14 protein-coding genes are annotated in these 12,965 nt (G+C 70.2%); 8 read left to right on the top strand and 6 right to left on the bottom strand.

The genetic code is table 11. From position 1 onward, the window contains the following. Nucleotides 1–6 precede the first annotated feature (6 nt). The 5 genes from OG456_RS00635 (at nucleotide 7) to OG456_RS00655 (ending at nucleotide 5,629) form a co-directional block, all read left to right on the top strand. Nucleotides 7–1,485 carry a rhamnulokinase family protein gene (locus OG456_RS00635; RefSeq protein ID WP_266556073.1) on the top strand — a complete coding sequence of 493 codons (1,479 nt, stop codon included), beginning with the start codon at nucleotides 7–9 and terminating at the stop codon, nucleotides 1,483–1,485. A gap of 74 nt (nucleotides 1,486–1,559) precedes the next feature. Continuing rightward, nucleotides 1,560–2,315 carry a (Fe-S)-binding protein gene (locus OG456_RS00640; protein ID WP_266556075.1) on the top strand — a complete coding sequence of 252 codons (756 nt, stop codon included), beginning with the start codon at nucleotides 1,560–1,562 and terminating at the stop codon, nucleotides 2,313–2,315. Next, on the top strand, nucleotides 2,312–3,790 hold the full coding sequence (locus tag OG456_RS00645; protein ID WP_266556077.1) for a LutB/LldF family L-lactate oxidation iron-sulfur protein: 1,479 nt from the start codon (nucleotides 2,312–2,314) through the stop codon (nucleotides 3,788–3,790). The genes OG456_RS00640 and OG456_RS00645 overlap by 4 nt, the downstream gene beginning before the upstream one ends. Further along, nucleotides 3,787–4,443 carry a lactate utilization protein C gene (locus OG456_RS00650; protein WP_266556079.1) on the top strand — a complete coding sequence of 219 codons (657 nt, stop codon included), beginning with the start codon at nucleotides 3,787–3,789 and terminating at the stop codon, nucleotides 4,441–4,443. Before OG456_RS00645 ends, OG456_RS00650 begins: the two co-directional genes overlap by 4 nt. A 22-nt stretch (nucleotides 4,444–4,465) precedes the next feature. Next, nucleotides 4,466–5,629: an ABC transporter ATP-binding protein gene (locus OG456_RS00655; RefSeq protein ID WP_266556081.1), complete on the top strand. Its 1,164-nt coding sequence runs from the start codon at nucleotides 4,466–4,468 to the stop codon at nucleotides 5,627–5,629. Nucleotides 5,630–5,653: 24 nt separating this feature from the next. Here the strand turns inward: OG456_RS00655 and OG456_RS00660 are convergent, their stop codons facing one another. From OG456_RS00660 to OG456_RS00680, 5 genes are all read right to left on the bottom strand, one after another. Further along, nucleotides 5,654–6,613: an ABC transporter substrate-binding protein gene (locus OG456_RS00660; protein ID WP_266556083.1), complete on the bottom strand. Its 960-nt coding sequence runs from the start codon at nucleotides 6,611–6,613 to the stop codon at nucleotides 5,654–5,656. Nucleotides 6,614–6,717: 104 nt separating this feature from the next. Beyond that, nucleotides 6,718–8,298, bottom strand: a complete 1,581-nt coding sequence (locus tag OG456_RS00665; RefSeq protein WP_266556085.1) for an IS1182 family transposase — start codon at nucleotides 8,296–8,298, stop codon at nucleotides 6,718–6,720. A gap of 51 nt (nucleotides 8,299–8,349) precedes the next feature. Continuing rightward, nucleotides 8,350–8,991: an ABC transporter permease gene (locus OG456_RS00670; protein WP_266556087.1), complete on the bottom strand. Its 642-nt coding sequence runs from the start codon at nucleotides 8,989–8,991 to the stop codon at nucleotides 8,350–8,352. Further along, the gene (locus OG456_RS00675; protein ID WP_266556089.1) at nucleotides 8,988–9,704 is read right to left on the bottom strand and encodes an ABC transporter permease; all 717 of its coding nucleotides are present in this window, start codon (nucleotides 9,702–9,704) and stop codon (nucleotides 8,988–8,990) included. Before OG456_RS00675 ends, OG456_RS00670 begins: the two co-directional genes overlap by 4 nt. An 86-nt stretch (nucleotides 9,705–9,790) precedes the next feature. Next, a complete protein-coding gene (locus OG456_RS00680; protein WP_266556092.1) occupies nucleotides 9,791–10,498 on the bottom strand; it encodes a CDGSH iron-sulfur domain-containing protein in 708 nt (235 codons plus the stop codon). 170 nt (nucleotides 10,499–10,668) lie between these two features. Between OG456_RS00680 and OG456_RS00685 the strand changes: the two genes are divergently transcribed. Next, a complete protein-coding gene (locus OG456_RS00685; protein WP_266556094.1) occupies nucleotides 10,669–10,803 on the top strand; it encodes a hypothetical protein in 135 nt (44 codons plus the stop codon). A 92-nt stretch (nucleotides 10,804–10,895) separates the two neighbouring features. On the opposite strand, the gene tnpA is transcribed toward OG456_RS00685, so the two are convergent. After that, a complete protein-coding gene (gene tnpA, locus OG456_RS00690; protein ID WP_266556096.1) occupies nucleotides 10,896–11,324 on the bottom strand; it encodes an IS200/IS605 family transposase in 429 nt (142 codons plus the stop codon). A gap of 24 nt (nucleotides 11,325–11,348) precedes the next feature. On the opposite strand from tnpA, the gene OG456_RS00695 reads away from it, so the two are divergent. Together OG456_RS00695 and OG456_RS00700 are read left to right on the top strand one after the other, a co-directional pair. After that, nucleotides 11,349–12,671, top strand: coding sequence for a transposase (locus OG456_RS00695; RefSeq protein ID WP_266556099.1), 1,323 nt, complete (start codon nucleotides 11,349–11,351; stop codon nucleotides 12,669–12,671). A gap of 86 nt (nucleotides 12,672–12,757) precedes the next feature. After that, a complete protein-coding gene (locus OG456_RS00700; RefSeq protein WP_266556101.1) occupies nucleotides 12,758–12,958 on the top strand; it encodes a hypothetical protein in 201 nt (66 codons plus the stop codon). Nucleotides 12,959–12,965: the final 7 nt, after the last annotated feature.

Raw genomic sequence — 12,965 nt, forward strand, 5'->3', positions numbered from 1 at the left:
GCGGCCATGGCGCATCCGGTTCCCGCCCGGACGGGCGCGTTCGCCGCGGTCGACCTGGGTGCCTCCAGCGGGCGCGTCATGGTCGGCCGGGTCGGCCCCGGCACCCTCGCCCTGGCGGAGGCCCACCGCTTCCCCAACCGTCCGGTGCGGCTTCCGGAGGGGCTGCGCTGGGACGTGCTCGGCCTGTACGCGGGCGTGCTGGAGGGGCTGCGCGCCGCCGGCGCCACGGCGGGCGAGCGGATCGCGTCCGTCGGCATCGACAGCTGGGCCGTGGACTACGGCCTCCTCGACGCGGACGGCGCGCTGCTCGGCCACCCCGTGCACTACCGCGACGGGCGTACCGAGGGCGTGGCGGAGAAGGTCTGGGCGAGCGTGCCGGCGGCGGAGCTTTACACGGCGACGGGCTTGCAGTACGCGCCGTTCAACACGCTCTACCAGCTCGTGGCGGCACAGGGATCCGCCCGACTTGCGGCTGCACGGCGCCTGTTGCTGATTCCCGATCTGATCTCGTACTGGCTGACCGGCGAGCTGGGCACGGAGGTGACCAATGCCTCGACCACCCAGCTGATCGACCCGCGCACCGGTGACTGGGCGTTCTCGGTCGCCGAGCGCCTCGGGGTCGATCTCGGGCTCTTCCCGCCGCTGCGGCGGCCCGGGGACCCGGCGGGGCAGTTGCTGCCGGAGGTGCTGGAGGAGACGGGGCTGGCGGGTCCGGTTCCGGTGACGGCCGTCGGCTCGCACGACACCGCGTCCGCGGTGGCCGCCGTCCCGGCCGTTCCCGGCGAGCGGTTCGCCTACATCTGCACCGGCACCTGGTCGCTGGCCGGTCTCGAACTCGACGCCCCCGTCCTGAGCGAGGCGAGCCGCACCGCGAACTTCACGAACGAGCTGGGTCTGGACGGCACGGTCCGCTATCTGCGCAACATCATGGGCCTGTGGCTACTCCAGGAGTGCCTGCGCGCCTGGGGGGATGCCGAACTCGGGGCGCTGCTGCGGGAGGCAGCGGACGTTGCGCCGCTGCGGTCGGTGGTGGACGCGGGTGACGCCGTGTTCCTCGCCCCGGGCCGGATGCCCGAGCGCATCGCGGAGGCCTGCCGGACCACGGGCCAACCCGTGCCGCGCACCCGGGCCGAGACGACCCGGTGCATTCTCGACTCCCTGGCGCTCGCTCACCGGCGTGCGACAGCCGACGCGGCACGCCTCGCCGACCACCCGGTCGACGTCGTGCACATCGTGGGCGGCGGCGCCCGTAACGCGCTGCTGTGCCAGCTCACCGCCGACGCGTGCGGTCTCCCGGTCGTGGCGGGCCCCGCCGAGGCGGCGGCCCTGGGCAACGTACTCGTGCAGGCGCGCGCCCACGGCCTCGTCGGCGACCGGGCGGCGATGCGCGAACTCCTCGCCCGCACCCAGCCCCTGACCAGGTACGAGCCGCGGGGGAACCACACCGCGTGGCGGGCCGCCGAGCGGCGCCTCGCCGAACGGTGACGCCAGGTGTCTCCCCTCCGGGCCGCCTGCCGCGTACCCTGCACCCATCCGATGATCGATACGAAGGGGCCGCGATGCGCGTCGCACTGTTCCTGACGTGTGTCAACGACACGCTCTACCCGGACACCGGCCGTGCGGTGGTGAATCTGCTGACCAGACTGGGTGTCGACATCGACTTCCCGATGGGGCAGACCTGTTGCGGACAGGCGCACTACAACACCGGCTATCGCCATGAGGCGGAGCCGCTCGCCCGCAAGTTCTCCGATGTATTCGGTGAGTACGACGCGATCGTGACGCCGTCGGGATCGTGCGGGGCGATGGTGCGCGAGCTGTACCCGCGCATGGGCGAGCGGGCCCGCGCGGAGGGCCGCGGCGACGGGCTCGCGGCCGCTCTCGCGCCGGTCGTGCCGAAGACGTACGAGCTCACCGAGTTCCTCGTGGACGTGCTCGGTGTGACGGACGTGGGCGCGTACTACCCGCACACCGTGACGTACCACCCGACGTGCCACGGCCTGCGCTCCCTCGGGCTCGGCGACCGGCCCTACCAACTGCTCATGGCGGTCAAGGGACTTGACCTCAAGGAGCTGCCGGGTGCGCAGGAGTGCTGCGGGTTCGGCGGCACCTTCGCCGTCAAGAACTCCGATGTCTCGGCGGCCATGGGCGAGGACAAGGTCCGCAACGCCGGCTCGACCGGAGCCGACGTCCTGTGCGCGGCGGACAACTCCTGCCTGATGCACCTCGGCGGCACGATGTCCCGCCTGCACACCGCGATGCGCCCCGTCCACATCGCGGAGATCCTGGCGAGCACGGAAGAGGAGCCCCTGTCATGAGCGGCACGTTCGTCGGCATGCCCGCCTTCCCGAAGGCCGCGCACGAGGCCGTCGGCAACACGACCCTGCGCGCCAACCTCCGGCACGCCACGCACACCATCCGCGACAAGCGGGCCAAAGCCGTCGCCGAGCTCGACGACTGGGCACTGCTGCGCGAGGCCGGCAAACAGATCAAGGACCACACCCTCCGTCATCTCGACACCTACCTCGTCCAGTTGGAGGAGACCGTCACCGCGGCGGGCGGCACCGTCCACTGGGCAGCCGACGCCGACGAGGCCAACCGGATCGTGACCCACCTGGTCAAGGAGACCGGCGAGTGCGAAGTCGTCAAGGTCAAGTCGATGGCCACCCAGGAGATCGGGCTCAACGAAGCACTCGAAGAAGCCGGGATCGCCGCCTACGAGACCGACCTCGCCGAACTCATTGTGCAGCTCGGCCACGACCGCCCCTCCCACATCCTCGTCCCCGCCATCCACCGCAACCGCGGCGAGATCCGCGACATCTTCACCAAGGAGATGGGCGAATGGGGCCGCCCGGCCCCCGAAGGCCTCACCGACACCCCCGCCGAACTCGCCGAAGCCGCCCGCCTCCACCTGCGCGAGAAGTTCCTGCGCGCCAAGGTCGGCATCTCCGGCGCGAACTTCATGGTCGCCGAGACCGGCACCCTCGTCGTCGTCGAGTCCGAGGGCAACGGCCGCATGTGCCTCACCCTGCCCGAGACACTCATCTCCGTCGTCGGCATCGAGAAAATCATCCCCACCTGGCGCGACCTCGAAGTCTTCCTCCAGACACTCCCCCGCTCCTCCACGGCCGAGCGCATGAACCCGTACACGTCGATGTGGACCGGCACCACCGACACGGACGGCCCGCGCGCCTTCCACCTCGTCCTCATCGACAACGGCCGCACCGACACCCTCGCCGACGAAGTCGGCCGCCAGGCCCTGCGCTGCATCCGCTGCTCCGCCTGCCTCAACGTCTGCCCCGTCTACGAAAGGGCCGGCGGCCACGCCTACGGCTCCGTCTACCCCGGCCCCATCGGCGCCATCCTCAGCCCCCAACTCCGCGGCACAGCAAGCGAGATCGACGCCTCACTCCCCTACGCCTCCAGCCTCTGCGGCGCCTGCTACGAAGTCTGCCCCGTCGCCATCGACATCCCCGAAGTCCTCGTGCACCTGCGGGAGCGGGTCGTGCAGGGCGGACCGGCCACCCGCCAGGGCAACAGGGTGGTCCTGAAGCCGGCGAAGGGCCATGCGGCGGAGCGGGCGGCCATGCGCGCGGCCGGCTGGGCGTTCGTCCACCCCGGAGCGCTGCGCGCGGGCCAGCGCATGGCCTCGCGCACGCGCCGCTTCCATCCCCGTACGCTCCCCGGTCCCGGCCGGGCCTGGAGCGCGACGCGGGATCTGCCGCAGGTGCCCGCGGAGCCGTTCAGGGACTGGTGGCAGCGCACGCACGGCAAGAAGGAGAGCGGCAAATGAGCAGCAGGGACATCATCCTGGGCCGGGTCCGTCGCGCGCTGGGCGAGGCGCCCCGGGGCGATGCACAGACGTCGTACGAGACGGCCGTGGACCGGCAGTACCGGAGTGAGCACGGCTCCCGGACCACCGAGGAGACCGTCGACCTGCTCGCCGAGAACCTGGCGGACTACCGGGCGATCGTGCACCGCTGCCAGGACGAGGAGGCGCTCCCGTACCTGATCACGAGGCTGCTCGCCGCGCGGGGACCGCAGTACGTGCTCGTGCCCCCGGGCCTGCCGCCCGAGTGGATGTCCGCCGCCGATCCCACCCGGGTGCACGACCGTGCCGTGAGCACCACGCACGACTTGGACAAGGCGGGGAGCGTGGTCACCGGTTGCGCGGTCGCCGTCGCCGAGACCGGCACCATCGTGCTCGACGGCTCGCCCGACCAGGGCCGCCGCCGCATCACGCTGATCCCCGATCACCACATCTGCGTCGTGCGCGTCCCGGACCAGGTCGTCTCCTCGGTCCCGCAGGCCCTGGAGCGGCTCGACCCGACGCGGCCCCTGACGTGGATCTCCGGTCCGTCCGCCACCAGTGACATCGAACTCGACCGGGTCGAGGGCGTGCACGGCCCGCGCACCCTGGAGGTGGTGCTGGTGAGCGGGGAGTGACCGTCGCGGTTAGCGTGAGGGAATGATCCGGTTCGACCAAGTCACCAAGCGGTACGCGGACGGCACGACGGCCGTGGACGATCTGTCCTTCGAGGTCGGCGAGGGCGAACTGGTCACCCTGGTCGGCCCGTCGGGCTGCGGGAAGACCACCACGATGATGATGGTCAACCGCCTCATCGAGCCCACGTCCGGCCGGATCTTCGTCGACGGCGAGGACATCTCGAAGGTCGACCCGGTCAAGCTGCGCCGCCGCATCGGATACGTCATCCAGCAGGTCGGGCTCTTTCCGCACCGCACGATCCTCGACAACACGGCGACCGTGCCCGCGCTGCTCGGCTGGAAGAAGTCCACGGCGCGCGCCCGGGCCGCCGAACTGCTCGACCTGGTCGGACTCGACCCGAAGCAGTACGGCTCCCGCTACCCGGAGCAGTTGTCGGGCGGCCAGCGCCAGCGCGTCGGTGTGGCCCGCGCGCTCGCCGCCGACCCGCCGGTGCTCCTGATGGACGAGCCGTTCGGCGCCGTCGACCCGGTGGTCCGCGAGCAGTTGCAGGACGAGTTCCTGCGGATGCAGGCCGCCGTGCGCAAGACGGTTCTCCTGGTCACGCACGACATCGAGGAGGCCGTCAGGCTGGGCGACCGGATCGCGGTGTACGGGGAGGGCCGTATCGAGCAGTTCGACACTCCGGGTGCGGTGCTCGGCACGCCCGCGACGCCGTATGTCGCCGAGTTCGTCGGCGCCGACCGTGGTCTGAAGCGGCTCTCCGTGACCGAGATCGAGCCTGACGACCTGGACCAGCCCGCTGTGGCCCGCGCCGGCGAGCCCGCCCGGCAGGCCGCCGCGCGGCTGCATGACGACGACGCGCGCTGGGCCGTCGTCCTCGATGCGGACGGCGATCTGCACGGCTGGGTCGGCATCGACGAGTTGTCGCTCGCGGGCGAGGAAGGGCTGGTCGGTGACCTGGCCCACCGTATGAACGCCTGGGTGCCCGTCGGCGCCCCGCTCAAGCAGGCGTTCGGTGTGATGCTCCAGCACGACGCGGGCTGGGTCGCGGTCCTCGACGGCGCCCGCTTCCTCGGCGTGCTGACCCCGGCGAAGCTCCACGAGGCGCTGCGCCGCTCGGTGGACGCGGACGCCCAGGGCGTGGCGCGGGACGAGGTGAGTTTCGACTCGGTCGCCGACGCGTGACCGACCCATCTCCCTCATGAATGCTCAGCTCTTGAGCAGACCCTTCGACTCCAGGTACGAGCGCGCCACGTCCTCCGGGAGCCTGCGCCAGCTGTCCACCTGTTGGTTCATGGACGCCAGGTCCTGCGTGGTCAGTACGGAGTTCAGCGCGCCGAGGACGTCGGCGACGCGCTCGCTGCCCGCCCGCGCCCGGTTGACCACCGGCACGATGTAGTCGGCGTTCTGCAGATGCCTGTCGTCGGCGAGCAGCACGAGGCCGAAGTCGGACAGGGTCGCGTCGGTCGTCGTGGTGAGCATCATCTGGTCCTTGCCGTCCTGCACCGCCTTCTTCGACTGGGTGGTGCCGACGCCCTTGGGGTCGACGCCGGTGACGTCGATGCCGTACGTCTTCTTCAGGCCCGGCTCGCAGTACGGCCGTTGGACGCATTCGTCGCCCGCGGCGAGGCGTACCTTCAGGCCGGACGCGCCGAGGTCGCTGAGGGTCTTGAGGCGGTGCTGCTTCGCGTAGGCGGTGGTCACGGCGAAGGCGTTCTGGTCGACGGCCCTGCCGGGGTCGAGGACGGCGAGTCCGCGCGGGGCGGCGAGGCCGTGCAGGGCCTTCATGGTGGCGTCGAGGTCGGGCGATCCGACGGGCGGGGCCTTGGCGCCGTTCGTCTTGGCGTTGAGCCAGTCGGCGAAGGTCGCGGCGTACTCGGGCACGACATCGATCTGGCCGGATTCCAGGGCGGGTTCGTACAGTTCGCGGTTGGCGACGGACAGGATCTTGGTGCTGTAGCCGGCCTGCTTCAGGAGCAGGGCGTACATCTGGGCGAGCAGGTCGCTCTCGGTGAAGCCGGCCGTGCCGATGGTGAGGTGCTTGCTGTCGCCGGGCGGGGCGGTGACCGCGCCCTGGTTCTCCAGGGAGGGTCCGCCGCCGCAGGCGCCGACGAGGAGGAGCGGCAGGAGTGCGGCTGCCGCTGCGGCCCGCCGTCGTAAGGCCGCCATCAGACCCTCTTCCGGGCCAGGGCGGGCGCGAATCGTTCGGCTAGAAGACTGCTGAAAATCTTGTTGTTGGGGCTGTCCGGCTGTGGGCCGGGTGGCCCTTTCCGCTATGCGGTGGCGGGGGTGAGGTGCCAGGTGGTGTTGGTGCGGGTGAGTCCGAGGTTGATGAGTCGGCGGAGGTTGAGAGCGGCGGCGCGGTGGTGGAGCCAGATGTTGTTGGCGATGACGCCTCGGTAGGGAACCCGGCGGTTGCCCTTGGCGACGAGCCAGGCGATGGCGCGTTCGACGGGTGGCCGCCATCGGCGGTATTCGTCCTGCCATCCGGCGTCGGTGGCGGCCTGGTGGCGGGCGGCGGCCAGCAGTTCGTACTGGGGGTGGACGTTGAGGGTGCGTCCGGTCTTGGAGGTGGTGCAGCGCTCTCGCAGGGGGCAGCTGGTGCATGCGCGCTTGAACTGGGCGGTGCGGGCGCCGTCGGCTTTGGTCTGGCCGAGGTTGGCGGTGTGTCCGGCCGGGCAGGTTGCGGTGCCCGCGGCCTGGTCGATGTGGAAGTCGTCGATGGTGAACCCGCCGGGGACGGCCTGCCGCAGCGGTGGCGGTTTGATCACCAGGGTGTGGCCGTCGGCCTGCAGTTGTGCGCGCAGGTCGCCGGTGCCGTAGGCAGAGTCGCCGAGCACGGTTAACTCGCCGTCCTCGTCGGCCAGCAGATCGCCGGCCACGGCGGCCTCGTGATTGCCGGGACCGTAGCCGCTGGTCAGGGCGACAGCGGTGAACAGGCCGCTCTCCGGCTCGAAGGACGCATGCCCTTTGAAGCCGTCCTGGTGACGGGTGCGGTTCTTGTGGATGTGCCGTGCGTCCGCATCGACGGTGGACACGGTCCGGTCCGCCACCGTGCGCTTCGCGACGCGCCAGCGGCCATCGCGCCCGTCGGAGTCCTCGGCCGGCTCCACATCCTGGCCCGCGACCAGGGCCAGCAGGCCGACCGCGTTCGCCGCCTTCTCGCCCAGGTTCTGCTCGGGCAGGTGCCCGAGCAGGTTGACCGCGTCGGTGACCAGCGCATCGACCAGCGCGGCGCGGGCGGCCTCGTCGTCCCAGGCGATCCTCGGCTTGCCCGGGTCGGTGTAGTCGTGCGCGTGGCACCACCGCGCCGCGGTCTCCCCGGCCCCGGGGACCTCGCGGATCACCCGGCGGATCGCGGAGATGATCTGGGTGACGGTGTCCTGGGTGGCCACCGCGTCGTCCAGCACGGTGGAATCCAGCGCCCGCCGCTGCCTGCCCTTGAGCACACCGGTCGCGGCCACGACCTCTTTGACCTTGGTGAAGATCCGCGTCGGATCGGCCGAGTGACGCAAACGGCGCCGGAAGTACGTCAGCAGCGAGGGATCGAAAGCGGTGTCGTACAGCCCGAGCCCGCAGGCCGCCTTCCAGCGCAGGTCACACCGCAGTTCCTGGACCGTCTCGAAGTCCGACAGCCCGTGCAGGCTCTGCAGCACCACCGTCGCGGCCAGGACCTGCGGCGGCAGACTCGGACGGCCGTTGGACGACGGATACATGTCCGAGAACATCCCCGGCTCGAACAGCACCTCGCGATGTTCGGCCAGGAACGCGAACACACTGCCAGCCGGGATCAACTCCCGGCAGGTCTCCCACACATCCGGCCCGACCATCTCCCCGGCCCATTCCCCCTGCATGCATACAAGACTGGCCCCAACTCCACCGAGCCGGGGCCAGAACCGAGATTTTCAGCAGTCTTCTAGCTCGAAGGCGCCCTCGACGAGCAGCGCGAAGACGGCGACGAGGACGGCGCCCGCGACGACCTGCGGGGTGCTCGCCAGGTTGAATCCGGCGGTGATGATCCGGCCGAGGCCGCCGCCTCCCGCGAGGGCCGCGATCGTCGCGGTGGCGACGAGCTGCACCGCGGCGATCCGCACCCCGTTCATGATCATCGGCAGGGCGAGGGGCACCTCGACCTGGAACAGCATCTGCTGTCCCGTCATCCCCATGCCGCGAGCGGCCTGGACGATGTCACGGTCGACTCCGCGCATCCCGACGTAGGCGTTCGTGAGGAGCGGCGGGACAGCGAAAAGGACCAGGGCGACAACCGTGGGCCCCTCCCCGAACTTGCCGAGCGGGGTGAGCAGGAGCAGCACGAGGACCGCGAAGGTGGGGACGGCGCGGCCGACGTTGGAGATGTTCACGGCGAGCGCGCCGCCCTTGCCGAGGTGACCGAGGACGAGCGCGACGGGCAGCGCGATCAGGCAGCTGATGACGAGGCAGACGACGGTGAGGACGAGGTGCTGGGCGAGCCGGTGCCAGATGCCGTCGTCGCCGGACCAGTGCGAGGCGTCGGCGAGCCAGTCCCAGGCGTCGGTGAGGGTCTTCACGCGTGGCTCGCTCTCGTCCAGGGAGTGAGGATCCGCTGTACGCCGAGCAGCAGCAGGTCGGCGGCGACCGCGATGACGACGCACAGCACGGACGCGGTGAGGACCTGGGCCTTGAAGAACGTGTTCATGCCCGCGTAGATGAGGTTGCCGAGGCCGCCGTAGCCGACGATGGCGCCCACCGTGACGAGGGAGACGGCGGAGACCATGGCGATGCGCAGGCCCGCCATCGCGGCCGGCAGGGCGAGGGGCAGCTCCACCGTGAGCAGCAGCCTGACCGGCCCGTATCCCATGCCGCGCGCGGCCTGCCGGGTGTCTTCGGGGACCGCGCGCAGGCCCGCGAGGATGTTCCGCACGAGGAGGGTGAGCGAGTACAGGACGAGCCCCGCGACGACGAGGGACGCGGACAGGCCGTACGCGGGAAGCAGCAGCGAGAACATGGCGAGCGACGGGATCGTGTAGAGGATCGTCGTCAGGGCGAGGACCGGGCCCGACGCGAGGGTCCAGCGGCGCGCGACGACGGCCAGCGGCACGGCGAGCACCAGTGCGATCAGGACGGCGAGCGCGGTGAGCTGGAGGTGCTGGACGACCGCGTCGAGGAGGATGTGACGGCGGGTGCTCAGGTACTCGCCGCAGATCCAGTCGTTGCGCGCCAGACAGTCGTCGGGCGGCGCGCTGCCGGGGCTCTGGGTGAGGGGTCCGCTCCATGGGGGCACTCGTCCATTCCAGTGGCAGGTGCGGACGACGGCGCGCTGGGATGACCCGTACGGCGTACGGCCGCGGGTACCGGAGCGCGGTGAGGTCAGGTGTCCTTGAAGCCGATCGACGCGTGGGTGCCGTCGCAGAACGGCTTGTTGCGCGAGGCTCCGCAGCGGCACAGGGTCACGCGGTTGCGGACCTCGTACGGCGTGCCGTCGGCGGCGGTCACCGGGATGCCGCCGCGCACCCAGATCCCTCCGCTGACGCCCTCCTGCGGGTCCTCGATGATGCCGATGGACGGCGGGAGTTCGGGCTCGACGGGGCGCCGCTCGGCGAGGTTCCAGGCGACGAGGCGCCCTGAGGGACAGTCGCCCGTCTCCCGTTCCACGACGTCGGCGGTGCCGTTCTCCTCGACGAGGTTCCACACCTGCCCGTCCGCGTCGCAGAACCGCGCGAAGGCGCACAGCGGCTGGGCGTCGGTGAGGGTGAGCTCGGGTCCGTCCTGCTCGTCGGCCTGCTCCAGATAGGGCAGCCGGCTCGCGGTCTCGGTGCCGTCGAACCCGGCCCGCTCATGACTGCGGTCGCAGAACGGCTTGTTCGCGGACTGCCCGCAGCGGCACAGCTCGTACGTCTCCTCGGTGTCGTACGTGCGCTGCTGCCACCACTCGACGGACTGGCCCCGCGCGTCGGTGACGATGACCAGCTGGATGAGGGGGACGCCGCCGGTGACGAGGTACGGCCCGTTCTCCGAGACGCGTACGCCCCGCGCCGAGGCGGAGTGCGGCGGGGCGGAGTCCTTCGCGTCCGGCATGAGGGGCCCTTCCTGATCCGTGCGGCGGCCCCCTCTTCCAGCCTTGCGGAGCGGGTCGCCGGGCGCCACAGGAGAGGGCCCGCGCTCGTGGCCACGCGCCTGTGTCGAGCCCTGTCGCGGCGCCCCCGTAGGTATTCACGCCTTGCACCGGACACCAGCCCAGGGGAACCGTGAGCGGCGGCTCGCAGAGCACACAGGAGCGGACGGGGTCCGGGCACGGCCTCGGCGGCAGGAACCGGCCGGCGAAGGTGAGCATCTCCTTCGCGGGCTTCGGCGTCGCGTCGCTCGCCAACTTCTACCTCTGATCTTGGCCAGTGCTCTGCCTTCAGAGCGGGGGGTGAAGGCCATCTCAGAGCTGCTGTGACCGTACTGTTCGTTCGGGTCCGCAGTGTTGTCCTCAGACCACGGGACGCTGCTGTTTTTCGATGTACTGCTTGACGATGGTCAGTGGTGCTCCGCCGCAGGATCCGGTGAAGTAGGAGCCGGACCATAAGTGTCCGCCCCACAGGTAACGGTGGACGTGCGTGCTGTACTCCTGGCGGAGCTTGCGGGAGGAGCCCTTGAGGGAGTTGACCAGTTTGGGGAGCTGGACTTTCGGCGGGTAGTGCACGAGCAGGTGTACATGGTCGTGCTCGCCGTTGAACTGCTTGAGTTCGGCGTCGAAGTCCCTGCAGACCTCGCGCATGATCTCCTCAGCGCGCGTCAGCATGGCATCGGTGAATGCGTTGCGCCGGTACTTGGTGACAAAAACCAAGTGGACGTGCAGGTTGTAGACGACGTGGCGCCCAGAACGCACATCGGGATTTTGGTTCCCTCTCGGCGACATGGGGTCCAACGTTATGGTGACCATGTGACTACGGAACGTGCGGAAGACAGGCGGCAGTTCGGGCACCGTGCCCGGCTGGCGCTGACGCCTGCACAGGCCCAGCTCATGGACGACCAGGCGCACGCGGCCCGCACCATGTGGAACTGCCTGCACGACTGGTGGACGATGCTCCCCAAGGACAAGCGTTCCCTGGCCGCCGCCGATGCGGCGATCCGCCAGGCCCGTAGGGAGATCGACTGGCTCGGAGTGCTCCCCGCCCAGGCCGGGCAGGCAGTGCTGAAAACGTACGTCCAGGCGTGGAAGAACTGCTGGGAGTGGCGGGCGGACGAGCCGAACTTCAAGGCCCGTTTGCGCACCGTGATGTCGGTGGACATCCCGCAGGGCCGCGATCTGCAGATCAAGCGGGTGCACCGCCGTTGGGGCATGGTCAACATTCCCAAGGTCGGTCGGGTCCGCTTCCGCTGGACCAAGGTTCTCCCGGTCGGCAAGCTCGCCAACAGGGAGAATCGGATCACCGGGGCGCGGTTGGTCAAAGATGGACTCGGATGGCATATCGCCTTCCGTGTCCTGACTCTGGAATCTAAGCCTGAGCCGCACACCGGCCCTGAGATCGGCATCGATGCCGGGGTCAATCTTCCCCTTGCCCTGTCCGATGGCAACCATCAGGATCACGGACGGCTCGCCCGGCTCCCGGATGGCACCGCCGACCGGGACAAGTGGCTGAACCCGGATGAAAAGGCCAAGCTGCTCCGCCTGGAACAACGGGCCGCGCACCGCAAGTCCTTCCGCAAGCCGAAGGAGCGCAGCTCCAACCGGCTGAACCGCACCTACGACCAGATCAAGCAGCTCCGCGCAAGAGCCACGCGCCGCGCTGTTGACTGGCAGCACAAGACCACCACCGGTATCGCCCAGCAGTACGGCACGGTCGTGGTCGAACAACTCAACATCACGAACATGGTCAAGTCGGCCAAGGGCACCATCGAGGAACCCGGGACAAACGTCGCGCAGAAGTCCGGCCTGAACCGCTCCATCAGCCAGGAGGCATGGGGCCGCACCGTGACGATGCTGACGTACAAGACTGGCCGCTATGGCGGCACCCTGCACAGGGTTCCCGCCCCTGGCACTTCCCTGCGCTGCTCCGCATGCGGCTTCCTCACGCCCGGCAGCCGGGAAGGCCAGGCCACGTTCGTGTGCAAGAACCCAGACTGCGGCTGGTGTGGCAACGCCGACTGGAACGCGGCCCGGAACATCTTGCACCTGTACCGGATCGGCCTCGTGGCGATCCCGGCTGCCGGGAGGGCAGTCGTCAGGCGCACCCGTGGCGTCAAGCCCGCCGCCGCAAGGTAGGTGGGAATCTCCTTCCTGAGCTTGCGAAGGGAGGAGAGCACTTCAAACCGGCATCGCCTGGCTGAACCCCAGGCAACTTTGTCGACATGGCCGTGTTGAGCGCCCTGATCGCCGTCAGGGCCGGCCACGTCGGCCGCTTCCGCGGGCGCCGCCTCGACGGCGAGGGGCGCGGGACGGCGCTCCTCGGCATCGTGGTCGGCTGGCTGCTGCTGTTCGTGTGCGCCCTGGCGGTGCTCGCCTACATCGGCCTGATCGCGGGCCTCGCGTTCCTCGCGGACGCGTTCTGACCCTGCT

It is taken from the genome of Streptomyces sp. NBC_01446, assembly GCF_026340095.1.
GTDB classification, from domain to species: domain Bacteria; phylum Actinomycetota; class Actinomycetes; order Streptomycetales; family Streptomycetaceae; genus Streptomyces; species Streptomyces aureus.

Coding starts and splice junctions, on each gene's coding strand:
- OG456_RS00635 (WP_266556073.1), top strand. CDS start 7: ATGGCGCATCCGGTTCCCGCCCGGACGGGCGCGTTCGCCGCGGTCGAC.
- OG456_RS00640 (WP_266556075.1), top strand. CDS start 1,560: ATGCGCGTCGCACTGTTCCTGACGTGTGTCAACGACACGCTCTACCCG.
- OG456_RS00645 (WP_266556077.1), top strand. CDS start 2,312: ATGAGCGGCACGTTCGTCGGCATGCCCGCCTTCCCGAAGGCCGCGCAC.
- OG456_RS00650 (WP_266556079.1), top strand. CDS start 3,787: ATGAGCAGCAGGGACATCATCCTGGGCCGGGTCCGTCGCGCGCTGGGC.
- OG456_RS00655 (WP_266556081.1), top strand. CDS start 4,466: ATGATCCGGTTCGACCAAGTCACCAAGCGGTACGCGGACGGCACGACG.
- OG456_RS00660 (WP_266556083.1), bottom strand. CDS start 6,613: ATGGCGGCCTTACGACGGCGGGCCGCAGCGGCAGCCGCACTCCTGCCG.
- OG456_RS00665 (WP_266556085.1), bottom strand. CDS start 8,298: ATGCAGGGGGAATGGGCCGGGGAGATGGTCGGGCCGGATGTGTGGGAG.
- OG456_RS00680 (WP_266556092.1), bottom strand. CDS start 10,498: ATGCCGGACGCGAAGGACTCCGCCCCGCCGCACTCCGCCTCGGCGCGG.
- tnpA (WP_266556096.1), bottom strand. CDS start 11,324: ATGTCGCCGAGAGGGAACCAAAATCCCGATGTGCGTTCTGGGCGCCAC.
- OG456_RS00700 (WP_266556101.1), top strand. CDS start 12,758: ATGGCCGTGTTGAGCGCCCTGATCGCCGTCAGGGCCGGCCACGTCGGC.